The 22276-nt window shown below is 73.5% G+C and carries 18 protein-coding genes; 7 read left to right on the top strand and 11 right to left on the bottom strand.

Going from position 1 to position 22276, the window contains the following annotated elements:
* Positions 1 to 31 precede the first annotated feature (31 nt).
* Entirely contained in the window at positions 32 to 1456 is a 1425-nt protein-coding gene (glnA, locus tag ACMCNN_RS21790) for a type I glutamate--ammonia ligase (RefSeq protein WP_412742366.1), read from the bottom strand.
* 279 nt (positions 1457 to 1735) lie between these two features.
* Between glnA and ACMCNN_RS21785 the strand changes: the two genes are divergently transcribed.
* Positions 1736 to 2095 (top strand): RDD family protein, encoded by a 360-nt coding sequence (locus tag ACMCNN_RS21785; RefSeq protein WP_412747241.1) that lies wholly within the window; start codon positions 1736 to 1738, stop codon positions 2093 to 2095.
* Between the two features lie 3 nt (positions 2096 to 2098).
* Here the strand turns inward: ACMCNN_RS21785 and ACMCNN_RS21780 are convergent, their stop codons facing one another.
* Positions 2099 to 2791: a DUF4191 domain-containing protein gene (locus tag ACMCNN_RS21780; RefSeq protein WP_412742365.1), complete on the bottom strand. Its 693-nt coding sequence runs from the start codon at positions 2789 to 2791 to the stop codon at positions 2099 to 2101.
* Positions 2792 to 2979: 188 nt separating this feature from the next.
* Between ACMCNN_RS21780 and ACMCNN_RS21775 the strand changes: the two genes are divergently transcribed.
* Both ACMCNN_RS21775 and ACMCNN_RS21770 read left to right on the top strand, forming a co-directional pair.
* Positions 2980 to 3168, top strand: a complete 189-nt coding sequence (locus ACMCNN_RS21775) for a hypothetical protein (RefSeq protein WP_412742364.1) — start codon at positions 2980 to 2982, stop codon at positions 3166 to 3168.
* The gene (locus tag ACMCNN_RS21770) at positions 3165 to 6092 is read left to right on the top strand and encodes a helix-turn-helix transcriptional regulator (RefSeq protein WP_412742363.1); all 2928 of its coding nucleotides are present in this window, start codon (positions 3165 to 3167) and stop codon (positions 6090 to 6092) included. Before ACMCNN_RS21775 ends, ACMCNN_RS21770 begins: the two co-directional genes overlap by 4 nt.
* 8 nt (positions 6093 to 6100) lie before the next feature.
* Here ACMCNN_RS21770 and lipA read toward each other — a convergent pair whose 3' ends face one another.
* On the bottom strand, positions 6101 to 6997 hold the full coding sequence (gene lipA / locus ACMCNN_RS21765) for a lipoyl synthase (RefSeq protein WP_412747240.1): 897 nt from the start codon (positions 6995 to 6997) through the stop codon (positions 6101 to 6103).
* Between the two features lie 378 nt (positions 6998 to 7375).
* On the opposite strand from lipA, the gene aspS reads away from it, so the two are divergent.
* The gene (aspS, locus tag ACMCNN_RS21760) at positions 7376 to 8641 is read left to right on the top strand and encodes an aspartate--tRNA(Asn) ligase (protein WP_412742362.1); all 1266 of its coding nucleotides are present in this window, start codon (positions 7376 to 7378) and stop codon (positions 8639 to 8641) included.
* A 156-nt stretch (positions 8642 to 8797) separates the two neighbouring features.
* On the opposite strand, the gene lipB is transcribed toward aspS, so the two are convergent.
* The 5 genes from lipB to lpdA all read right to left on the bottom strand — a co-directional run bounded on the left by lipB (position 8798) and on the right by lpdA (position 15688).
* Positions 8798 to 9430 carry a lipoyl(octanoyl) transferase LipB gene (gene lipB, locus ACMCNN_RS21755; protein ID WP_412742361.1) on the bottom strand — a complete coding sequence of 211 codons (633 nt, stop codon included), beginning with the start codon at positions 9428 to 9430 and terminating at the stop codon, positions 8798 to 8800.
* Between the two features lie 35 nt (positions 9431 to 9465).
* Complete coding sequence (locus tag ACMCNN_RS21750; RefSeq protein WP_412742360.1) at positions 9466 to 11316, bottom strand: DUF2079 domain-containing protein; 1851 nt, start codon at positions 11314 to 11316, stop codon at positions 9466 to 9468.
* A 115-nt stretch (positions 11317 to 11431) separates the two neighbouring features.
* A complete protein-coding gene (locus ACMCNN_RS21745) occupies positions 11432 to 12349 on the bottom strand; it encodes a TIGR01777 family oxidoreductase (RefSeq protein WP_412742359.1) in 918 nt (305 codons plus the stop codon).
* Positions 12350 to 12462: 113 nt separating this feature from the next.
* On the bottom strand, positions 12463 to 14262 hold the full coding sequence (gene sucB / locus ACMCNN_RS21740; protein ID WP_412742358.1) for a 2-oxoglutarate dehydrogenase, E2 component, dihydrolipoamide succinyltransferase: 1800 nt from the start codon (positions 14260 to 14262) through the stop codon (positions 12463 to 12465).
* Positions 14263 to 14305: 43 nt separating this feature from the next.
* Positions 14306 to 15688 (bottom strand): dihydrolipoyl dehydrogenase, encoded by a 1383-nt coding sequence (lpdA, locus tag ACMCNN_RS21735; protein ID WP_412742357.1) that lies wholly within the window; start codon positions 15686 to 15688, stop codon positions 14306 to 14308.
* Between the two features lie 163 nt (positions 15689 to 15851).
* On the opposite strand from lpdA, the gene ACMCNN_RS21730 reads away from it, so the two are divergent.
* On the top strand, positions 15852 to 16175 hold the full coding sequence (locus ACMCNN_RS21730; protein ID WP_412742356.1) for a hypothetical protein: 324 nt from the start codon (positions 15852 to 15854) through the stop codon (positions 16173 to 16175).
* Positions 16176 to 16305: 130 nt separating this feature from the next.
* On the opposite strand, the gene ACMCNN_RS21725 is transcribed toward ACMCNN_RS21730, so the two are convergent.
* Positions 16306 to 17856: a leucyl aminopeptidase gene (locus ACMCNN_RS21725; RefSeq protein ID WP_412742355.1), complete on the bottom strand. Its 1551-nt coding sequence runs from the start codon at positions 17854 to 17856 to the stop codon at positions 16306 to 16308.
* Positions 17857 to 18046: 190 nt separating this feature from the next.
* On the opposite strand from ACMCNN_RS21725, the gene gcvT reads away from it, so the two are divergent.
* Together gcvT and ACMCNN_RS21715 are read left to right on the top strand one after the other, a co-directional pair.
* A complete protein-coding gene (gene gcvT, locus ACMCNN_RS21720) occupies positions 18047 to 19138 on the top strand; it encodes a glycine cleavage system aminomethyltransferase GcvT (RefSeq protein WP_412742354.1) in 1092 nt (363 codons plus the stop codon).
* The gene (locus ACMCNN_RS21715; protein ID WP_412742353.1) at positions 19138 to 19491 is read left to right on the top strand and encodes an MmcQ/YjbR family DNA-binding protein; all 354 of its coding nucleotides are present in this window, start codon (positions 19138 to 19140) and stop codon (positions 19489 to 19491) included. Before gcvT ends, ACMCNN_RS21715 begins: the two co-directional genes overlap by 1 nt.
* Here ACMCNN_RS21715 and ACMCNN_RS21710 read toward each other — a convergent pair.
* Both ACMCNN_RS21710 and ACMCNN_RS21705 read right to left on the bottom strand, forming a co-directional pair.
* Positions 19477 to 20220: an adenosylcobinamide-GDP ribazoletransferase gene (locus ACMCNN_RS21710; protein WP_412742352.1), complete on the bottom strand. Its 744-nt coding sequence runs from the start codon at positions 20218 to 20220 to the stop codon at positions 19477 to 19479. The genes ACMCNN_RS21715 and ACMCNN_RS21710 overlap by 15 nt on opposite strands.
* A complete protein-coding gene (locus ACMCNN_RS21705) occupies positions 20213 to 22198 on the bottom strand; it encodes a bifunctional adenosylcobinamide kinase/adenosylcobinamide-phosphate guanylyltransferase (RefSeq protein WP_412742351.1) in 1986 nt (661 codons plus the stop codon). The genes ACMCNN_RS21710 and ACMCNN_RS21705 overlap by 8 nt, the downstream gene beginning before the upstream one ends.
* Positions 22199 to 22276 lie beyond the last annotated feature (78 nt).

Here is a 22276-nt window from a genome sequence, read left to right as displayed (position 1 = left end):
GGAAACGCTCTCGTCAGGGAACCAAGATCGGTCAGACGTTGTAGTACATCTCGAACTCGTGCGGGGTGGGGCGCAGGCGTACCGGGTCGATCTCGTTAGCCCGCTTCCAGTCGATCCAGGTCGAGATCAGGTCCTCAGTGAACACGCCACCGGCGGTCAGGAACTCGTGGTCGGACTCGAGCGAGTTGAGCACCGCGTCCAGTGAACCCGGCACCTGCTTGACGCTGCCCCACTCCTCCGGCGGCAGGTCGTACAGGTCCTTGTCGATCGGGGCCGGCGGCTCGATCTTGTTCTTGATGCCGTCCAGGCCGGCCATCATCATGGCCGAGAACGCCAGGTACGGGTTGCTCGACGGGTCCGGCACGCGGAACTCGACGCGCTTGGCCTTCGGGTTGCTGCCCGTCACCGGGATCCGGGTGCAGGCGGAGCGGTTGCGCTGCGAGTACACCAGGTTGACCGGGGCCTCGTAGCCGGGCACCAGGCGCCGGTACGAGTTGACGGTCGGGTTGGTGAACGCCAGCAGCGACGGCGCGTGCTGCAGCAGGCCGCCGATGTACCAGCGGGCGGTGTCGGACAGGCCCGCGTAGCCGGTCTCGTCGTAGAACAGCGGCTCGCCGCCGAGCCAGAGGCTCTGGTGGGTGTGCATGCCGGAGCCGTTGTCACCGAACAGCGGCTTGGGCATGAAGGTGACGGTCTTGCCGTGCTCCCAGGCGGTGTTCTTGATGATGTACTTGAACATCTGCATCTGGTCGCCGGCGTGCAGCAGCGTGGAGAACTTGTAGTTGATCTCCGCCTGGCCGGCGGTGCCGACCTCGTGGTGCGAGCGCTCGACCGTGAAGCCGACGTCGATCAGCCGGCGCACCATGGCGTCGCGCAGGTCGGAGTAGTGGTCGACCGGCGAGACGGGGAAGTAGCCACCCTTGTAGGCGGTCTTGTACCCGCGGTTGCCGCCCGCCTCCTCCCGGCCGGAGTTCCAGGCGCCCTCGATCGAGTCGATGTAGTAGAACGCCTGGTGGGCGGAGGTCTCGTGGCGGATCGAGTCGAAGATGTAGAACTCCGCCTCGGCGCCGAAGTACGCGGTGTCCGCGATGCCGCTGGAGGCCAGGTAGGTCTCGGCCTTCTTGGCGACGTTGCGCGGGTCGCGCGAGTAGGCCTCGCGGGTGAACGGGTCGTGGATGAAGAAGTTCAGCGCCAGGGTCTTCTGCGCCCGGAACGGGTCGATGAAGGCCGTGCTGACGTCCGGCAGCAGCATCATGTCGGACTCGTGGATGGCCTGGAACCCGCGGATCGACGATCCGTCGAAGGCGAGGCCGTCGGTGACGACACTGTCGTCGAACGATTCCACCGGGATGTTGAAGTGCTGCATCACACCGGGCAGGTCACAGAACCGTACGTCGACGAACTTAACGTCCTCGTCCTTGAGGTATCGCAGGAGTTCCTCGGGATTGGCGAACACACGTCCTCCTGGCACGTCTTATCTCAAACCGGGGCGGCGTCACCGCCACGTCGCTAGACTCGTCGCGACGTTATGGGCACACAGTTGCCCGTGCGTGTCCCTATTGTTTCCTTCGTGTTACGGCCACGTTGGGCCTGGTCGCGACCCCCGGAGGTTAGCGTGGCCGCGCGGCGCGGCGGGCGCGAACGGCGCCGACATCACCCCAGCCGGGTACGCCGGTTACGCTCACCGACTGTGGCAACGCGCGCGAACGACACTCCGCCCACCGGCGCTTACGACCTGACGACTGTCGAGCTTGCCCCGTTCGGCCGCCGCCTCGGCGCGCTGATGATCGATTGGGCGATCTGCCTGGTGGTGGCCGCGTTCTATGCCGATCCGCGGATCGTCGCGTGGCCGCCCGTACTCGTCCTGATCGTGCTGAACGCCGTCGGCATCGGCCTGTTCGGACAGACGCCGGGCATGGCCCTGGCGGGTCTGCGCTGCGTCGCCGTCCGTGACGGCGGCGCGATCGGCCCGATCGGCGGGCTGGCGCGGGGCGTCCTGCTGGCCCTGCTCGTCCCGGCGGTCATCATGGACGGCGACCGGCGCGGCCTGCACGACCGCGCCGCCGGATCCGTCGTGATCCGCAAGCCCCGCTAGGGGTCAGCGGGGGCGCTGCTGGCGGAACGCGCCCTTGCTGGGCCGCATGTTCTTCGGGATGGCGCCCTTGGGCATCTGCGGCCGGGCCATCAGCGCACCGAGCCGCTTGTCCAGCGCGTTGACGTCCTTGCCGCTGAGGTTGCGCGGCAGCCGCATCACGGTGGTGCGCAGCTTGCGGATCGACAGCTGGCCCTCCTCCGTGCCGATCACGTAGTCGTACAGCGGGGCGTTGCCGATCACCTTGGCGAGGCGGCGCTTCTCCTGGCTCATCAGGTTGCGCACCCGCTGCGGCTGGCCCTCACCCAGCAGGATCACGCCGGGGCGGCCGATGACCACGTGCACCATGTCGAACTGGGTGGTCGAACTGGCGGCGGGGCGCACCCGCCAGTCGCCGCGCATGTTCTCCAGGATCGAGGCGGCCGCGCCGGGCTGGCCCTCGGCCGCGTTCATCATCGCGGCGTTGGACCGCAGGTTGAGCACGATCAGCGCGCCCAGCAGGGCGATCATGATCCCGATCGGGATCCACACCAGGCCGCCACCCAGGAGTACGACCAGCACGGTCAGCGCCAGCGGGATCAGCACCGCGGCGGCGACCAGCGGGACGAACCACTTGTCCTGCTTCGCCGTGAACCCGACGACCTGACCGATCTGCTTCAGGCGCGTGCCGAACGACACCTTCTCCTGGGGTTTTGCCATACCCGGGAGTCTAGTGGTGGCCCACCCGGGCGCCGCGCGGTGGATCGACTGAGTGCCTTACCCCGCGCTGAGGCCCCGGCCGGGCCGGGTAAGGCACCCGCGGCGCCCGGGATGGGGCAGCGTCCCCATGTGCCGGGCCCCCCTTCGCGCGAAGAGTTCAGCTCAGACCGATCGCGAAGGAGAATCCGATGTTCCACTACACCGACCCCGGCCTGCGGCTCGACATGCACCAGCGGCGCGCGGAGGAACTGCAGCGGGCCGCCGACGCCCACCGGCTGGCCGCGCAGGCGCGGGCCGGGGCCCCCCGCGGGCCGCGGTGGCGCTGGCCGGGCCACGGCCGCACGCTGCGCGCCGTACGGGCACCGGTCGCGCCGTGACCGTCGCGCAGGACGCGGTTCTGTCGTACCGCCATGGCATGCTCGAATTCGTGGCGGCGCATCCCCGTACGTGCAGCAGCGAGGTCATGGTCGGCCGGGAGGCCGACCTGGCCGCGCTGCGCGACGCGCTGAAGGCCGCCCGCAGCGGCGAGCCCTCGGCCGTCCTGCTCGGCGGCGAGGCCGGGATCGGCAAGACCCGCCTCGTCGAGGAGTTCTGCCGCATCGCCGAGGCCGACGGCGCCCAGCTGCTCACCGGCCAGTGCCTGGAGCTGGGCGAGGAGGGCCTGCCCTACGCGCCGTTCGCGGCCGCGCTGCGCCAGCTCGTGCACCGCGACGGTCCCGCGGTGTTCGAGGGCCGCGAGGCGGATTTCGCCGGGCTGCTGCCCGAGCTGGGCGCGCCGGGCGCCGACCGGCGCGGGCACCTGTTCGAGCTGGTGGCGACGCTGTTCGCGCGCCTGGCCGAGGCGCGCCCGCTGGTGCTGATCATCGAGGATCTGCACTGGGCCGACCGCTCGACCCGCGACCTGATCGCGTTCCTGGTCCGCTCGGCCCGGCTGCCCCGGGTGCTGATCGTCGCCACCTACCGGACGGACGAGCTGCACCGCGGGCATCCGCTGCGGCCGTTCCTGGGCGAGCTCGACCGGGTCCGCGGGGTGCACCGGCTGGAGCTGGACCGGCTCGACCGCGACGGCACCGCCCGGCTGCTGGCGGAGCTGGCCGACGCGGAGCCCGAGCCGCGGACGGTCGACGACATCCACGCCCGGGCCCAGGGCAACCCGTTCTTCGTCGAGCAGCTGGCCGCCTCCGCCGCGCAGGGCTGCGGCGACATCCCGGACACGCTGCGCGACCTGCTGCTGGCCCGCGTCGACCAGCTCCCCGAGCCCGCCCAGCGGGTGCTGCGGATCGCCGCCGTCGGCGGCACCAGGTTCGGCCACGAGCTGCTCAGCCGGGTGGTGGGCGGATCCGAGGCCGAGCTGGAGTCGGCGCTGCGGACCGTCGTCGTGGCCCAGCTCATCGTCGTGGACGGCACCGGTGGCTACGAATTCCGCCACGCGCTGGTCCGCGAGGCCGTGCACGACGACCTGCTGCCCGGCGAGCACGCGCGGCTGCACGCCCGCTACGCCCGGGCCCTGGAGGCGGAGCCGGAGCTGGTCGGGATGGGCCGCGCCCCGGCCGAGATCGCCCACCACTGGCACGCGGCGCACGACCACCCGCGCGCCCTGGTCGCCGCCAAGCAGGCCGCCGACTCCGCCGGGCGCCGCTTCGCGTACGCGGAGCAGGCCCGCCTGCTCGACCGGGTGCTGGAGCTGTGGGAGCAGGCCGGCGACCCCGCGCAGCTGCTCGGCGAGAGCCACCTCGACCTGCTGGAGGAGGCGGCCCTGGTCGCCATCGAGGCGGGCGAGCTCCTGCGCGCGCTGAAACTGACCCGGGCCGCGCTCGGCGACCTCGACTCCGCCGCCGAGCCGGTGCGCGCCGCCCGCCTGCTGGTGCGCCGGGGCAAGCTGCTGCACAACGCGGGCACCAGCGACGGCGCCGCCGAGTCGCGGGAGGCGTACCGGCTGCTGCGTGCGGCGCCGCCCTCCGAGGAACGGGCGATGCTGCTGGCCGACATCGCGTACGCGCTGGCGCCGATCGATCAGGAGGAGGGCGGGCGGTTCGCGCGGGAGGCGATGGCCGCCGCGGGTGAACTCGGGGACGTCGCCGCCGAGGTGTCCGCCACGATCACGTTCGGGCAGCTGTGCGCGGGCTCCGTGTCGCCGGAGGAAGGCCTCGCCACCATGCGTACGGCGGCCAAGCAGGCCCGTACCGCGGGGCACCTGCCCACGCTGGCCCGCGCCCTGGTCAACATCTCCGACCTCCTGTTCGCGCTGGGCCGCTACGAGGAGTCGGCGGGAGCCGCCGACGAGGGGGTTCCGTACGCGGACCGGGTCGGCGTGAGCCGCACCACCGGGGTGTTCCTGCTGGCCAACCATGCCGAGGCACTGATGGCCCTGGGCCGGTGGGACGAGGCGGACGCCCGCCTCGCGCAGGCCGCCCGACTCGATCCGCCCGGCACCCTCGCGCTGCCGTGGCTGCGCCTGCGCGCCCGGCTGCGGCTGGCCCGCGGCCACGAGGGCGCGGGGCCGCTGGTGGACCGCGCGGTCGGCTTCCTCACCCGGCCGTTCCTGCACGCCGACAACCGGCTCTCCCTGCTGGATCTGCGCATCGAGGCCGCCCTGCACGCGGGCGACACCACGGCCGCGCTCGCCGCCGCCCGAGCGGCACTGGCCGAGCCGGAGATCGTGGACCGCCCCCGTTACGGCTGGCCGCTGCTGGCCTCCGCGGCAACCGCCCTCGATCGCGCGACCGCTTCGGACCTGGCTGACGTGGCGGATCTGCGGGAGCGGGTCAGTGCGTGGGCCGCCGCCACGCCGCAGCGGCAGGGCACCGACCGGGCCTACGCGGCTCAGGTCGCGGCGCTGCTCGACGGCGGCCAGCAGCGGTGGACGGCGGCGGTCGAGGCGTGGCGGGCGGACGGGCAGCGCTACCGGCTGGCGGTGGCCCTGCTCGGGCTGGCCGGTGCCGCCGCGGGTGCGGGTGACCGGGCGGTCGCGGCCGCCTCCGTCGAGGAGGCCGTCGCGGTGGGCGCCGCCCTGGGCGCCCGGCCGCTGTGCGAGGCGGCGGACACTCTGGCCCGCCGCATCGGGCTGCGTGCGGCCGGCCAACCTGCCTCCGCCGGCACGGAGGTGCTCACCTCACGCGAGCGGGAGGTGCTTCGCCTGGTCGCCGAGGGGCACAGCAACGGGCGCATCGCCGAGCGGCTCTACATCTCACCGAAGACCGCCAGCGTGCACGTCTCCCGGATCATCGCGAAGCTCGACGTCGCGAACCGCGTGGAGGCCGCCGCGGTCGCCCATCGCCTCGGCCTGCTCGACGAGCGCTAGGACCGGGGTCAGCCGCGGGCGGCGAGGGCCTGCTGGTAGAGCCGGCCGGCGCGGTACGACGAGCGCACCAGCGGGCCGCTCATCACCCCGGCGAAGCCGATCTGCTCGGCCTCCTGGCCCAGCTCGATGAACTCCTCCGGCTTCACCCAGCGCTCGACCGGGTGGTGCCGCGGGGTGGGCCGCAGGTACTGCGTGATGGTGATTAGTTCGCAGCCCGCGCCGTGCAGGTCGCGCAGGGCCTGCGACACCTCTGCACGCTCCTCGCCCATGCCGAGGATCAGGTTGCTCTTGGTGACCAGCCCGGCGGAGCGGGCACGGGTGATGACCTCCAGCGAGCGCTCGTACCGGAAGGCGGGGCGGATCCGCTTGAAGATCCGGGGCACGGTCTCGACGTTGTGGGCCAGCACCTCGGGGGCCGCGCCGAACACCTCGGCGAGCTGCTCGGGCTCGGCGTTGAAGTCGGGGATGAGCAGCTCGACGCCGCAGCCGGGCTGCAGCTTGTGGATCTGTCGTACCGTCTCGGCGTACAGCCAGGCGCCGCCGTCGGGCAGGTCGTCGCGGGCGACACCGGTGACGGTCGCGTACTTCAGGCCCATCGTGGCGACGGACTCGCCGACGCGGCGCGGCTCGTCGGCGTCGAACTCGGCGGGCTTGCCGGTGTCGATCTGGCAGAAGTCGCAGCGCCGGGTGCACTGGTCGCCGCCGATGAGGAACGTCGCCTCCCGGTCCTCCCAACATTCGTAGATGTTGGGGCAGCCGGCTTCCTGGCAGACGGTGTGCAGACCCTCTTTCTGCACCAGCCCGCGCAGTTGCGTGTACTCCGGGCCCATCTTCGCCTTGACCTTGATCCACGGCGGCTTGCGCTCGATCGGAGTCTCGGCGTTGCGCGCCTCGATGCGCAGCATGCGGCGGCCCTCGGGAGCAACTGTCACGTGGACGAGGTTACGCCCGAGACAAGATCATGCGGGCGGTGGGCGACGAGGCTCACGTCCCCGGTTCTGTGACCGCCCTCACCGCCGTACGGGGAAAACGCTTTCACTTCCTGTCACCGCACTGTTAGCGTCCGGCCACGGCGACGACGGAACCGAGTAACGCCCCGACCCCGCCGGCGAAGAGAGCCACCGGCAGCTGCGAAGGTGGCCCGGTGCCGGGGCGCGAAGACACTCCCGAGCCGAGCACGACAAGAGGCGCCGAACGGCGCGAAGGTGTGGTGGCACCGCGAGGATCCCGCTCGCCCACACCTGTCTGGGGCCGCGTTGCAGTCACCAGAGGAGGTACCCGCCGTGCAACGCATCCTCTCCACCCACCTGGCCGCCCACGTCGGCGAGACCGTCACGGTCGCCGGCTGGGTGCACCGCCGCCGCCTGCTGAAGTCGGTGGCCTTCCTGATCCTGCGCGACGCCGCGGGCCTCGCCCAGGTCGTCGCGACCTCGGCCGAGGACCGCGCGCGGGTCGGGGCGCTGACCGAGGAGAGCGTCGTCGAGATCACCGCCACGGTCACCACGAACGCCGCGGCGCCCGCGGGGGTCGAGCTCACCACGCCCACGGTACGGGTGCACAGCGCGGTCGCCGTACCGTTGCCTGTCGAACTGCACCGGCCCGCCCCGACCGGGACCCTGCCCACCCAGCTCGACCACGCCGCGCTGGCCCTGCGGCACCCGGCCCGCGCCGCCGCGCTACGGGTGGCCGCTGCGGCCACCGCGGGGTTCCGTGCGGCGCTGGAGGCCCGCCGCTTCGTCGAGATCCACACCCCGAAGATCGTCGCGTCGGCCACCGAGTCGGGGGCCAACGTGTTCCGCCTCGACTACTTCGGCCGGCCCGGATACCTGGCCCAGTCGCCGCAGTTCTACAAGCAGCTCATGGTCGGCGTCTTCGAGCGGGTGTACGAGGTCGGGCCGGTGTTCCGCGCCGAGCCGCACGACACCGCGCGGCACCTGGCGCAGTACACCTCCCTCGACGCCGAGCTGGGCTTCATCGCCGACCACCGGGACGTGATGGCGGTGCTGCGCGACGTCGTGGCGACCATGCTCGGCGCCGTCGCCGACCGGACCGGCACCCCGGTGCCGGGCGTGCCGGAGCAGATCCCGGCGGTGCACTTCAGCGAGGCCTTGCGGATCGCCGGGGCGCCCGCCGACGAGCCGGACCTGGCCCCGGTGCACGAGCGGGCGCTGGGGGAGTGGGCGGCGGCTGAGCACGGCAGCGACTTCGTGTTCGTCACCGGCTACCCCATGCGCAAGCGGCCGTTCTACACCCACCCGCAGCCGTCCGACCCGACCTGGTCGAACAGCTTCGACCTGCTGTTTCGCGGGGTCGAGCTGGTCACCGGCGGGCAGCGGCTGCACCGGTACTCCGACTACACCGCGGCCCTCGCGGCGCGGGGCGAGGCGGTCACCGCCTACGAGGGGTACCTCGACGGGTTCCGGTTCGGGATGCCGCCGCACGGTGGTTTCGCGATCGGGCTGGAACGCTTCGTCGCGCGGCTGCTCGGCGCGGCCAACGTCCGCGAGGTGACCGCGTTCCCGCGCGACCTGCACCGCCTCACGCCCTGATCGCGGAGTGGCCGGAACCGGACACGGTTCCGGCCGCTGCCGGGAACCGTGGCGATGCCGGACCGCTGCGGTGGCACACGGGCGCGGGATGCGCTGCCTGTCGCGGCGACGCGGCGACCGTGCCGGATCCGGTGCAGACGGCGGCGGCGCTCGGTCTCAGGCCAGCAGGGTCGGGAGGTGGCGTTCGACGACCGGGAGGACCTCGGCGACCGGCACGGGGCGGCCCAGCTCGGCGCTCAGTGAGGTGACCCCTGCATCGCGGATGCCGCACGGGACGAAACGGTTGAAATTCGACAGGTCGCAGTCGCAGTTCAGGGCGAAGCCGTGCTGGGTGACGCCGCGCGAGACCCGGATGCCGATGGCCGCCACCTTGCGGTCGGGACCGCGCTCGTCGGCGCGTACCCAGGCGCCGCTGCGCCCCTCGACCCGCTCCACGACGACCCCGAACTCGGCGCACACGTCGATGAGCATCTGCTCCGTGCGGCGCACGTACGCCACCACGTCGACCGGGTCGGGCAGCTTCACGATCGGGTAGCCGACCAGCTGGCCCGGGCCGTGCCAGGTGATCTTGCCGCCGCGGTCGACGTCCACCACCGGGGTGCCGTCCAGCGGCCGGTCCTGCGGCTCTGTGCGCTTGCCGGCCGTGAACACGCTCGGGTGTTCCAGCAACAGGATGGTGTCCGGGCGGGCACCGGCCACCACGTCGTCGTGGAGGCGGCGCTGCTCGTCCCACGCCACCTGGTAGTCGACCAGACCGGGACGCAGCACCGCGAGCGTAGAAGTCGTCACCGTTGCAGCGTAGTCCGGCGCGCGTGGCGACCGGCTCAGCCGCCGGGCGTCACCGGATCCACCCCGGGGCGGATGCGCCACAGCAGCACGTCGTCGACCCGTTCCGGCGGGCCCAGCAGGGCGGTCGTGGTCTGCTCCAGCGTCGTGTGGAACAGCGGCCCCTGCGAGCCGATGATCTTGTCGGGGAGGAACACCGCCTCGATGCCCCAGTACGCGAAGTCGCGCCGCGCCTGCTCGCGTTCCACGTCGGTGATCGGCGGCAGATAGCCGTAGAGGGCGGCCTGCTGCAGCAGCAGATCGGTGGGCAGCAACGGGGCACCGATCTGCCCCTTGCCGTCCGGGCCACCCGGCCCCAGGAAGTAGCCGCCGGGGATCCGGAACACCGGACCGCCCCGGGCCAGCGTGTACGCCAGCCACCGCTGCGCGTCGGGGCCCGGATTGGTGGCGAACGGCAGCGCGCTGAGCACCCCGCCGTCGGGCACGTAGCGGCGCCAGGTGCCGTCGGCGATGAACCGCGGCTCCGGCGCCCGTTCGGCGGTGGTCACGGGCAGCGGCAGCAGGGGCAGCAGCGCGACGGTGAACACGGCCGCCCACGTGGCGCGGCGGGGCGGGGCGGGCGTACTGAGCACCTGCTCCGCGGCCAGTGCCAGCAGGATGCCCAGGACACCCGCGACCACCAGCGAGAACCGGGTGGGCAGGGCCGAGTCGAACAGCGGCAGGCGGGCCAGCACCGCGTACGGCAGGGGCAGGTGGGTCTCGTGGTCCAGGACCCGCAGCCGGGGCCCCCACGACAGCACCGTGAATACCGCGCCGACGATCAGCAGGGCGCGCAGGGTGGCCCGGCGGCCCGCGTCCGCGCGCTGCCACAGGCTGACCGTGGCGAACCCGGCCAGCAGGACCAGCGGCAGCCCGAAGAACGACGCCTGCTCGGTCGGATTCGACGCCAGGTTGGCGCTGTCCAGCCCGGCCCAGCCGGCCACCGACCGGCTGGGATAGCTGACGTACGCGGCGACGTCCTCCGAGAACTCCTGCTGGTTGAAGCCGGTGCCGGAGAACGTCTGCGGCCCGGCGAAGTGCATGTACAGCGGGTACGCCAGCAGGGCCCCCGCCACCACGGCCGTCACACCGAGGGCGGCCAGCACGGTCGGGGCGGCGGCCCGCGCCTGCGCCCGGGTGGCCGGCGCGGCGGCCCAGGCCAGCACGAACACCCCGCTGGCGAGGGCCGTGAAGAACAGGCCCTCGGCGGCGATCGTGAAGCAGACCGCCAGCACCGCGCCGAGGACCACGCCGTTGCGTAGCCACCGGCCCGGTTCGCGCAGCGTGAGCACCCGCCACAGCACCAGCGGGGCGATCCATCCGGCGGTCCAGTTCAGATGGCCGTTGGCATGCGAGACGAAACCCGGTGCGAAGCCGCAGAACAGCCCGCCCAGGGCGGCGGCGGCCCGGTGCCGTACGAGGTGGCGGTGCAGGAACAGATACCACGCGAACGCGGACCCCGCGAGGTTGAGCGTCAGGATGGTCACGTAGGTGACCTGCGGCCCGGCCAGCATGGTCAGCGGCGCGAACAGCAGGATGTACGCCGTGATCGCGGTGTTCGCCGCCAGGTTCACCCCGAGCGGGGCGTTCAGCAGGTCGGTGAAGAACGGGTCGCCGCCGTGCCGCAGCAGGTGCACCCCGTACCCGAGAAGTCCTTCGAAGAATGCCTGGTCGCCGGGGTTTGCGGCGATGGCCCGGGTGGTGGGGGAGGCCCACAGGCCGGAGGTCACCCAGACCGCCAGCAGCAGGGCGGTCGAGGCCACCAGCAGATGTGCGGGCCAGGCCCGGCCGCCCCGCGACGCACCGGCCCGTGCGACCGGGGGATCTGCGGGTGCGGTGGCGACGGGCACGAGCCGCACGGTAGCAAGCCGAGGCCGCCGGGGCCCGTAGCCAGCCCGGATTGCGCGCCGCCGGCGCCGCGGATCAAGGCCGTGGCCAGCGTGAATCCGGGCAGGAAGGGTGGCGTCAGTGTGCCCCCGTGGCTGCCGGGGTCAGCGCGGCCTGCAGGGCGGACTCCACGGTCGGGTGCTGCCAGGTGAAGCCGGCCCGGCGCAGCACCGCGGGCATGACCCGCTGGCTGCGCAGCGCCTCGTCGGCGAGTCCGCCGAGCGCCACCTTCAGCGCCACGCCGGGGATCTGCATGATCGTGGGCCGGTGCAGGGCCCGGCCGAACGCGGCAGTGAAGGCGGCGTTGGTCACCGGCTCGGGGCCGACGACGTTGACCGGTCCGGCGATGTCGGAGCGCTCCAGCAGCAGCTCGATCGCGTCCAGCCAGTCGGACAGGGCGATCCACGGCAGCCACTGCCGGCCCCCGCCGAGCTTGCCGCCGACCCCCAGCCGGAACGGCAGCAGCTGCGGCTTGAGCAGGCCACCGCCCGCGTCCAGCGGCATGCCGGTGCGCAGCAGCACCACCCGGCTGCCGGCGTCCTCGGCCGGGCGGGCGGCGGCCTCCCAGACCCGGCACACGTCGGCGAGGAACCCGGTGCCGGCGGGTGCCTCCTCGGTGACCTCGCGGTCGCCGGTGTCGCCGTACCAGCCGACCGCGGAACCCTGCAGCAGCATCCGGGGACGCTCCGGGGCGGGCAACTGGCTGATCACGCGGGCGAGGGTGCCGGCGCTGTCCACCCGGCTGTTGCGGATCACCTTCCGGTAGCCCGCGGTCCAGCGTTTGTCTCCCACACCCGCGCCGGCCAGATTGATCACTGCGTCGACGCCGGCGACCGGTCCGGGATCGAGCTGGCCGGCCGTCGGCTTCCAGTACGCCTCGCCGGGCCGTTGCGGCTCGCGCCGGACGAGTCGGGTGATGTCGTGGCCGGCGGCGTCGAGCCGTTCGGCGAGGGCGGTGCCGAGAAAGCCGGACGCGCCGGCCATGAGGATCCGCATGGCCCCATCATTGCCCGATACGTGGTTCGTCTGCACAGGTGTCCCCCGTGGGGCGTCGACGAACGAACGAGGGCGCGCCGGCGGGTGCCGGCGCGCCCTCGGGCGTACGCGGGTCAGCTCAGCCCGAGGTCGCCCTCGAACTGCCCGGCCTCCAGCCGGTCCTTCAGGGTGACCAGGAACCGGGCGGCGTCGGCGCCGTCGACGAGCCGGTGGTCGTACGACAGGGCCAGGTAGACCATCGACCGGGGCACGATCACCTCGCCGAGGTCCGGGTCGTCGAGGACGACGGCCCGCTTGACCACGGCGCCGGTGCCCAGGATGCCCACCTGCGGCTGGTTGATGATCGGGGTGTCGAACAGGGCGCCCCGGCTGCCGGTGTTGGTCAGCGTGAACGTGCCGCCGGACAGCTCGTCCGGGCTGATCTTGTTGGCCCGGGTGCGCTCGGCCACGTCGGCGATCCGCTTGGCGAGCCCGCCCAGGTTGAGGTCGCCCGCGTCACGGATGACCGGCACGACCAGGCCCTTCTCCGTGTCCACCGCGATGGCCAGGTGCTCGCCGTCGTGGTAGGTGACGGTGCCGGCCTCCTGGTCGATCGACGCGTTGACGACCGGGTGGGCGCGCAGCGCCTCGACCGCCGCCAGCGCGAAGAACGGCATGAACGACAGCTTCACGCCGTGCTTGGCGAAGAAGTCGTTCTTCGCACGGGTACGCAGCTGGGCGATCTTCGTGACGTCGACCTCGACCACCGTGGTGAGCTGCGCCGAGACCTGCAGCGACTCGACCATGCGCCGGGCGATCGTGGCGCGGATGCGGGTCAGCTTCTCGGTGCGGCCGCGCAGCGGGCTGGGGGCCGGCTTCGGCGTGGGAGCGGCCGCGGGACGCGACGCCGGGGCGGGAGCCGCCGAGGCCACCTTCTCGGCCGCCTCCAGGACGTCCTGCTTGCGGATCCGGCCGCCGACCCCGGTGCCGGTGAGGGTGGCGAGGTCGACACCCTTCTCGGCGGCCAGCTTGCGGACCAGCGGGGTCACGTAACCGGCGTCGCCGGCGCCGTTCGCCCGGACCGTGTCGGCGGCCGGGGTGGCCGGTGCGGCGGCCCGGGCAGCCGGCTCGGCGGGCCGCGCGACCGGTGCTGGGGGCGGAGCCGACTCGACCGCGGGCGCCTCGGGCTGCGCCGGAGCTGCCGGGCGGGCCGGTGCCGGGGTGGCCGGAGCCGGAGCGGCCGCCTGGGGTGCCGGTGCGGACGGGGCCGGGGCCGCCGGGGCGCTGCCCGGGGTGCCCACCACGGCCAGCACCGCGCCGACGTCGGCGGTCTCGTCCTCGGGGACCCTGATCTCCAGCAGGGTGCCGGCGACCGGCGACGGGATCTCGGTGTCCACCTTGTCCGTGGAGACCTCCAGCAGCGGCTCGTCCACCTCGACGGCGTCGCCGACCTGCTTGAGCCAGCGGGTGACCGTACCCTCGGTGACGCTCTCGCCCAGGGCGGGCATCTTCACGTCCGTGCCCTCGCCGCCCGCCGCCGGGGCCGCGGTCTGCGGCGCCGGGGCTTCCTGGCCGACCGGGGTCTCCGTGGACGGGGTGGTCGGCGCGGGGGGCTCCGGCTCGGCCTGCGGGGCCGGAGCCGGCTGGGCCGGGGCCTGCTGCGTGGGGGCCTGCTGCGTGGGGGCCGCGGCCTCGCCGTCGCCCGCGATCACCGCCAGCTCGCTGCCCACCTCGGCGGTCTCGTCCTCGCCGACGACGATGCGCGACAGGACGCCGGCGGCGGGCGACGGGATCTCTGTGTCGACCTTGTCGGTGGAGACCTCCAGCAGCGGCTCGTCCGCCTCGACCCGCTCGCCCTCCTGCTTGAGCCAGCGGGTGACGGTGCCCTCGGTGACACTCTCACCCAGCCGCGGCATGGTGACCGATACCGGCATCTCTTCGAACTCCTTAGGGCCTGCGGTAGTGGATGGGCTCGGCTCAGGCGTGCGCGTGCAGCGGCTTGCCCGCCAGCGCGAGGTGGGCCTCGCCGAGCGCCTCGTTCTGCGTGGGGTGGGCGTGCACGAGCTGGGCGACCTCGTCCGGGTACGCCTCCCAGTTGAAGATCAGCTGCGCCTCACCGATGAGTTCGCCGACCCGTGCACCGACCATGTGGACGCCCACGACGGGGCCGTCGTTGACCCGGACCAGCTTGATGAAGCCCGCGGTCTTGAGGATCTGGCTCTTGCCGTTGCCGCCGAGGTTGTAGTTGTACGTCGACACCTTGTCCGCGCCGTACTGCTCCTTGGCCTTGGCCTCGGTGATGCCGACCGACGCGACCTCCGGGTCGGAGTACGTGACGCGGGGGATGCCGTTCTCGTCGATGACCGCCGGGTTCTTGCCCGCGATCTCCTCGGCGACGAAGATGCCCTGCTGGAAGCCGCGGTGCGCCAGCTGCAGGCCGGGGACGATGTCGCCGACCGCGTAGATGTTGCCGACGCCGGTGTGCAGCCGCTCGTTGGTGATCACGAAGCCGCGGTCGAGCGTGATGCCCTGCTGCTCGTACCCGAGATCCCGGGTCGTCGGGCCGCGGCCGACCGCGACCAGCAGCAGTTCGGCCTCGATGACCTCGCCGCCCGCGATCGTGGCGCGCACGCCGTTCTCTGTGTGCTCGACCTTCTCGAACGGCTTGCCGGTCTTGAACGCGATGCCGCGCTTGCGGAACGCCCGCTCGACCTGCTTGGAAATCTCCTCGTCCTCGGCGGCGACCAGGCGGGGCAGGGCCTCCACAATGGTCACGTCCACGCCGAAGGACTTCCAGGCGCTGGCGAACTCGCAGCCGATGACGCCGCCGCCCAGCACGATCGCCGAGGCGGGGACGTGGTCCAGGCGCAGCGCGTGCTCGCTGGTGATCACCCGGCGGCCGTCGACCTCCAGGCCCGGCAGCGAGCGCGAGTACGACCCGGTGGCGAGCACGATGTTGCGCCCGGTGTAGCGCTTCCCGTCGACCTCGACGGTGTCCTTCGCGACCAGCTTGCCGGAGCCCGCGACGTGCGTGATGCTCGGCTGCTTGAGCAGGCCCTGCAGGCCCTTGTACAGCCGGGCCACGACGCCGTCCTTGTACGCATTCACGCCGGCCATGTCGATGCCGACCAGGTCGGCCTTGACCCCGAACTGCTCGCTCTCGCGGGTCTGGTCCGCGACCTCGCCCGCGTGCAGCAGCGCCTTCGTCGGGATGCAGCCACGGTGCAGGCAGGTGCCGCCGACCTCGGCCTTCTCGATGAGGGCGACCGTCAGGCCGAGCTGGGCGGCGCGCAGGGCGCACGCATAGCCACCGCTGCCGGCGCCGAGGATCACGATGTCGAAGGTGTTCGGCTGGCTCACGTCAACTCCAAGGTCGCGTCGTCACCACGTGGATCTCACTATGGAAACGGTCACAAGTCGTCCAGGTCATCTTGTCACTTGCAACGCCGATCGATGCAGCCAGGTGCCCAACGACACCCGGGTGCGACGTACCCTTTCCGCAATCGACCGTGAGGAGTGCTCCGTGGCCTGGTTTCGGCGGCGCAGAGAGCCGGCGCGACGCTTCGGCCGGCCGGTGGATCGTGCCGATCTGGAGCATCTTGCGGAGTTTGTCCGGTCCCGCCGGGGCGTCGAGGCGTTCATCGAGCCGCAGACGACCGTGACGGAGACCACGGTGTTGCTCGTCGCACACGACGGCGAATGGACCCGGCGGCGCATCGACACCCCCGAGGTAGCCCGCCGCTTCGCCCACCAGCTGGCCCTGCCCATCTACGACGTGAGGCTCCTCGGCTACCCCCAGCGAATGCGCGACTACAACAGCCGCCAGAAGCGCAGGGAGCTGAGCTGAGCCAGACCGGCGATCGCCGCCGGTGACTCGGGGGTTCTGACGGCTGCGGGGTAGGCAGTCGTCAGAACCCCCGAGTCAGCGGTGTACCAGGCGATCGCCCGCGGAGCGAAGCGAAGCCAGCAAGCTCAGCTCAGCCGTTGGCGGCGATGTCGTCGATCAAGGTGAGCAGGGTGCGGACGGGGACGCCGGTGCCGCCCTTCGTCCAGTAGCCGGTGGCCTCGCCGGTGTGGAACGACGGGCCCGCGATGTCGATGTGCGCCCACGACACCCCGTCGGCCACGAACTCGCGCAGGAACACCCCGCCCTGCAGCATGTGCCCGGCGCGGTCCATGCTCGCGTTGGTCTGGCAGATGTCGGCCACGTCCGACTCCATGCCCTTGCGGACGTCGTCGGGCAGTGGCATCGGCCACGCGGGCTCGCCCACCGCCGCACCGGCCGCCTTGACCCGCTCGCAGGTGGCCGCCTCGCCCATCACGCCCGAGATCCGCTTGCCCAGCGACACCACCTGGCCGCCGGTCAGCGTCGACGTCTCGAACAGGTAGTCGGTGCCGTCCGCGCAGGCCCGGGCGATCGCGTCGGCCAGCACCATCCGGCCCTCGGCGTCGGTGTTGAGCACCTCCACCCGCTTGCCGTTGATCATCGTGATGACATCGCCCGGCCGGTACGCCGTACCCGAAGGCATGTTCTCCGCGATGGCCAGGTAGCCGGTGACCGCGACGTCCGGCTTGAGCGCGGCCACCGCCAGCAGGACCGCGCCGACCGCGGCGGCACCCGCCATGTCGGACTTCATCTCCCACATGCCCGCCGCGGGCTTGATGCTGATGCCGCCCGTGTCGAACGTGATGCCCTTGCCGACCAGCGCCACCCGCTTCGGGTCCGCCACGCCCTCGGGGGTGTAGCTCAGCTTCACCAGCCGCGGCGGCGCCTCCGAGCCCTGGCCCACCGCGACGATGCCGCCGTAGCCGCCGGCCTTGAGTGCCTCGAAGTCCAGCACCTCCACCGCCAGGCCGGTGCCCTTGGCGGCCGCCGCCACGGCGTCCGCGAACTGCGGCGGGCGCAGCTCGTTCGGGGCCTGGTTCACCCAGTCGCGGGTCAGGCGCACCGCGTGCGCCACGATCGCGGCGCGCTCCACCTCGGCCCGCGCGGCGGCGTCCGCGGCGTCCGGCACGTACACCTGCAGCGCCGTCACCGGCTCGCGGCGATGGGGCTGCGGCTTGGTCTTGTAGCCCGCGAACCGGTACCCGCCCAGCAGCGCACCCTCCAGGATGGCCCGCAGCACGCCCGGCGCGTCCGCGTCGTCCGGCAGCGGCAGGGCCAGCGCGACCGTGGCGCTGCCCGCGAGGGCGCGCACCGCGGCGCCCGTGCCCCGGCGCAGCGTCTCGGGGTCCGGCGCCGCGCCGGACGGCTCGTCGCCGAGACCGACCGCCACCAGCAGGGGCGCGGACACCGTGCCCAGGGTGGCCAGCTTGGTGACCTCGCCCGGCGCGCCGGTCGCGCCGAGCAGCGACAGGGTGGCGGTCAGCTTGCCGTCGAACGCCGCGGCGATGCTCTCCGCACCGGCGGCGGGCAGCAGTGCGCCGCCCTCGTCGGGCTGGCTGTGCAGGCCGATGACGATGGCATCGACGGCCAGCTCGGCGGGGTCGGTGTCGACCAGGCTGAGGGAGGGGGCGGGCTGGGTCACTCGAGAACTCCGCGGAGGTCCGGGGCCGGAGCGCACCTCCTGGGCGCCTCCGACGGCATGGCCCGACCGGCGCGGGTCGCGCCGCTCGGCGGTGGTGTCTCGCCGACTCTAACGACAGATGCGGCCCCGTCGTGCGAACGGGCGGGATCACGTCGATCGGGGTGCCTCGTGGCGCGGTAAGTTGACAGCCATGTCCACCGAGGTCGCTGGCACGCTGCTGCGTTCGCCCCTGCACGAGCGCCACGTCGCGCTCGGTGCCAAGTTCGCCGCCTTCGGCGGCTGGGAGATGCCCCTGGAGTACGCGGGCGGCGGGGTGATCAAGGAGCACACCGCGGTGCGTACCGGGGCCGGGGTCTTCGACGTCTCACACCTGGGCAAGGCCACGGTGCTCGGGCCGGGCGCGGCGGACTTCGTCAACGCGTGCCTCACCAACGACCTGGACCGCATCGCCGCGGGCAAGGCGCAGTACACGATGTGCTGCGACGAGCGCGGCGGCGTGGTCGACGACCTGATCGCATACCTGTACGGCCCGGACGACGTGTTCCTGGTGCCGAACGCCGCCAACACCGCCGAGGTGGTGCGCCGCATGGCCGCGGCGGCACCGGCCGGGATCGCGGTCACCGACCAGCACCGTACGTACGCGATCCTCGCCGTCCAGGGGCCCGGGTCGGCCGACGTGCTGGCGAAGCTCGGCCTGCCCACCGAGCTGGAGTACATGTCGTTCCAGGCGTCGCCGGAGGTGGTGGTGTGCCGCACCGGCTACACCGGCGAGCACGGCTACGAGCTGGTCATCCCGTGGGACAAGGCCGCCGCGACCTGGGACGCGCTGATCGACGCCGGGGTGCAGCCGTGCGGGCTCGGCGCCCGCGACACGCTGCGCACAGAGATGGGCTACCCGCTGCACGGCCAGGACCTGTCGTTGGAGATCACGCCGGTGCAGGCCCGTGCCGGGTGGGCGGTCGGCTGGTCCAAGCCCGCCTTCTGGGGCCGCGACGCGCTGCTGGCGGAGAAGGCCGAGGGCCCGCGCCGCAGCCTGCGCGGCCTGGAACTGACCGGCCGCGGCATCCCCCGCGGCCACATGCAGGTGTACGTGGGTGAGCAGCTGGTCGGCGAGACCACCAGCGGCACGTTCTCGCCCACGAAGAAGGTCGGCGTCGCGCTGGCCCTGCTCGACACGGCCGCCGGGCTCACCGACGGCGACCTGGTCGAGGTGGACATCCGGGGGCGGCGGACACAGGCGCGGGTCGTGAAGCCGCCGTTCGTGCAGACGTCGGTGCGCTGATGGCTGTCACCTACGCGCAGGTGCGCGACTGGGTGCTGGCGCTGCCCGGCACCCGGGAGGTGATGGTCGAGCAGTGGGGGCATCCGACGCTGCGGGTCGGCGACAAGATGATCGCCGGTGGGGCGCCTGACTCGCCGACGATGTCGGTCAAGGCGACCCGTGAGGAGCAGGCCGAGCTGATCGCGGCGGCGCCGCAGACGTACGCGGTCGCCGAGTACGTGGGGCGCCACGGCTGGGTCCGGGTCGACCTGGCCAGCGCCGATGCCGAGGAGCTGCACCAGGTCGTCGTCGAGGCGTGGCGGCGTACCGCCCCCAAGAAGCTCGTCAAGGAGTACGACTCAGCCCAGGGCTAGCGCGATCAGGGCCACGGTGGTGGCGAGTTCGACCGCCGCGCCGATGACGTCGCCGGTCATCCCGCCGAAGCGGCGTACCGCGTGGCGTACCAGCAGCAGGGCGGCCAGGGTCGCGGCGGCGACCGCGGCCGGGCCCTGCCACGGGCGGCCGGGCACCGCCCAGATCGAGGCGGCCGCCACCAGGGCCACCGCGGCGGCCGCCGCCGGCACGGGCACCGTACCGGCGACCAGCGCGCCCAGCCCCTCCGGCCGCGCCGCCGGTACGCCCCGGCGGCAGGCCAGCGGCACGGCGAGGCGACCCGCCGCCCACGCCGCGACCACCGCACCGGCGCCCAGCCCGGTCAGCGCCCCCGCCTGCACCAGCAGGGTCACCGCGATGGCCGCCACCCCGAACGGGCCGATGTCCGGCTTCTTCATGATCTCCAACGCACCGTCGGTGGACCGGTACGAGCCCAGCGCATCCACCGTGTCGGCCAGCCCGTCCAGGTGCAGACCCCGGGTGAGCACCGCCCCGGTGCCGACGGCCAGCGCGGCGGCCAGCCCGGCGGGAGCGCCCGCGGCCGAGGAGCCGGTCAGCACCGCCGCGACGGCCGCGCCGAGCAACGCACCCACCACCGGGGCCGCCGCCATCGCCACCGCCGCCACGGCCCGGTCCACCCGGCCCGCACGCAGCGGGAGGACGGTCAGCGTGGTGACCGCCAGCCGCAGGCCCGCCGCGAGGTCACGCACCGGGGGCGAGCGCCGGGCCCGGCCCGTCCGGTTCCGGCTCGACGAAGTCGGCGTCCTCCCAGCCGGGGTCGCCGGGCGAGTCGAGCAGGGCCGGGTGCACAGCGAGGGACTCGGTGAGGCCGATCGCGCTGCGCACCAGCGGCAGGGCGGCCAACGCGTTGGCGCCCTCGCCCAGGTCCAGGCCGAGCCGCAGCACCGGGGTCAGACCCAGCACGTCGGCGCCCTGCTTCACCAGCGGCGACGTGCCCGCCTCGGCCAGCAGGCACCAGTGCCGGGTCTGCGCCGCCAGGTCCCGCGCCACCAGCCCGGCCGCGATGCCGACCGGGCCGTCCACGACCACGGGCAGGCGGCGGGACGCGGCACCGAGCAGCACCCCGGTCGCCACGGCCACGTCGGCGCCGCCGAGCTGCGACAGGATGTCGCGGGCGCCGCGCGGCTCCCGGCGTACCCGGTGCAGGGCGTCGCGGACCGCCGCGCAGCGCCGCATCCAGGCCTCGTCGTCGTACCGGCCGCCCGGAACCAGGACCCGCGGCAGCACCGCGACCGGCTCGGCGCCGGTGCTGGCCGCCATCACGGCGGCCGCGGCGGCCTCGGTACCGGTGCCGCACGCGCCGAGCACCACCGCGTCGCGGCCGTCGTCCGCGGCCTGCTCGGCGAGCGCCCAGCCCTGCCGCAGGGCGGCCTCCACGCCGTCGGCGTCGAGTACCGGCCCGTCCTCCATGGCACCCGCGGCCGCCACCCGGACGACCTGGATGTCCGCACCCGCCTCGGCGGCGAGCCGGGCCAGCGGCCCCGAACCGTCGGTCGCGGCGGCGACCCGGCGTTGCGCGTCCGCCGGGTCGGCCCCGGCCGCGGCGTCGCCGGTGTGCTCGCCGGAGAGCAGCAGCAGCCGGACCGGGCCCCACGGCCGGGGCACCGCGGTGCCCTGCGCGCCCGCGGCGAACTCCACCGCCTCGCCGAGCGCGCCCAGCCCGGCGCCGGGCAGGTCCAGGGTCTCCAGGCGGTCGCGGGCGTCCGGGCCCGCGTCGTTGTCGGGCAGCGGCAGATCCATGCCGGGCTCGAACTCCGGCACCGTGCCGGACGGCACCTCGGTGGTCACCACGTCGACGGCGACCGGCGCGACGGCCGCCGCGACAACCGTCGACGGAGCAGCGGCAGCCGGTGTGGGCGTCGTGGTGGCTTCCAGATCAGGCGCGGTCTCGGCGGTGGTCCGGTCCGGTGTGCCGGTGCTGGTGGTGGTGCCGGCTTCGGTCGCGGTGTCGGTGTCGGTGTCGGTGTCGGTGTCGGTGTCGGTGTCCGTAGCGGTGCCGGTGGGGAGGCCGCTGTCGGTGGCCGGTGCCGTGGACAGCGCGGCCAGCTCCGGGGCGGTCGGCTTCAGCCAGCTCGCCTGGCCCGCGATCACCAGCACCACGGCGTCGCAGGCCGCCGCGACGGCCTGGTTGGCGGCGCCGAGCGCATCCGTGAACGCGCGGCCGACCGGTGTCGTCGGCACGAGCGACAACCCCACCTCGGGGCTCACGAGAACCACCCGGGCCACGCAGGCGCGCACCGCGTCAGCGAGCGCGGCGACCGTCTCGTCGGTGGCAGGCGGGACCGCCGTGCCGCCGGTCGCCCCGGTCGGCGCTGAGTGGTCGTCGCGCTGGCCGCCCGCCGGATCGGACCGGTGGCCGGGGTCGAGCAGCGCGGCCACCCAGCCGCCCAGGTCGTCGACGAACAGCAGGTCGCCGGGCTTCGCGTCGGCCAGGAGCGCGGCCAGCCGACCGGGGTCGGCGCCGATCTCCTCGGTGGGCCAGGAACCCGGCCGGCGGCGCTGATGCGCCTCGATCCGGGCGTTCCATTCGGGATCATCCGGCGCCCCGGCGGCCGTGGCGATATAGCGGACCGACGACGCGTCCGCGACCAGGGACTCCGCGAACGCCGACTTGCCGGAGCGGATCCCGCCGAGCACCAGGACGGTGTTCCACCGATCAACGGACATGCCCCGTACCTTAAGGCCGCGGCCGGTCCGGGTGCGGGCGGCCCCGAACGGCGCCCGTGAGGCCGTAGGGTGGACGGG

The organism is Krasilnikovia sp. MM14-A1004, assembly GCF_047159485.1.
In the GTDB taxonomy this organism is placed as follows: Bacteria; Actinomycetota; Actinomycetes; order Mycobacteriales; family Micromonosporaceae; genus Actinoplanes.
The sequence above is the reverse complement of the archived record's forward strand: the minus strand, read 5'-3'. Positions and strand labels throughout refer to the sequence as shown.

Coding starts and splice junctions, on each gene's coding strand:
- ACMCNN_RS21705 (WP_412742351.1), bottom strand. CDS start 22,198: ATGTCCGTTGATCGGTGGAACACCGTCCTGGTGCTCGGCGGGATCCGC.
- ACMCNN_RS21715 (WP_412742353.1), top strand. CDS start 19,138: ATGGCTGTCACCTACGCGCAGGTGCGCGACTGGGTGCTGGCGCTGCCC.
- ACMCNN_RS21745 (WP_412742359.1), bottom strand. CDS start 12,349: ATGCGGATCCTCATGGCCGGCGCGTCCGGCTTTCTCGGCACCGCCCTC.
- lipA (WP_412747240.1), bottom strand. CDS start 6,997: ATGCTGCGCATCGAGGCGCGCAACGCCGAGACTCCGATCGAGCGCAAG.
- sucB (WP_412742358.1), bottom strand. CDS start 14,262: ATGCCGGTATCGGTCACCATGCCGCGGCTGGGTGAGAGTGTCACCGAG.
- ACMCNN_RS21775 (WP_412742364.1), top strand. CDS start 2,980: ATGTTCCACTACACCGACCCCGGCCTGCGGCTCGACATGCACCAGCGG.
- gcvT (WP_412742354.1), top strand. CDS start 18,047: ATGTCCACCGAGGTCGCTGGCACGCTGCTGCGTTCGCCCCTGCACGAG.
- ACMCNN_RS21780 (WP_412742365.1), bottom strand. CDS start 2,791: ATGGCAAAACCCCAGGAGAAGGTGTCGTTCGGCACGCGCCTGAAGCAG.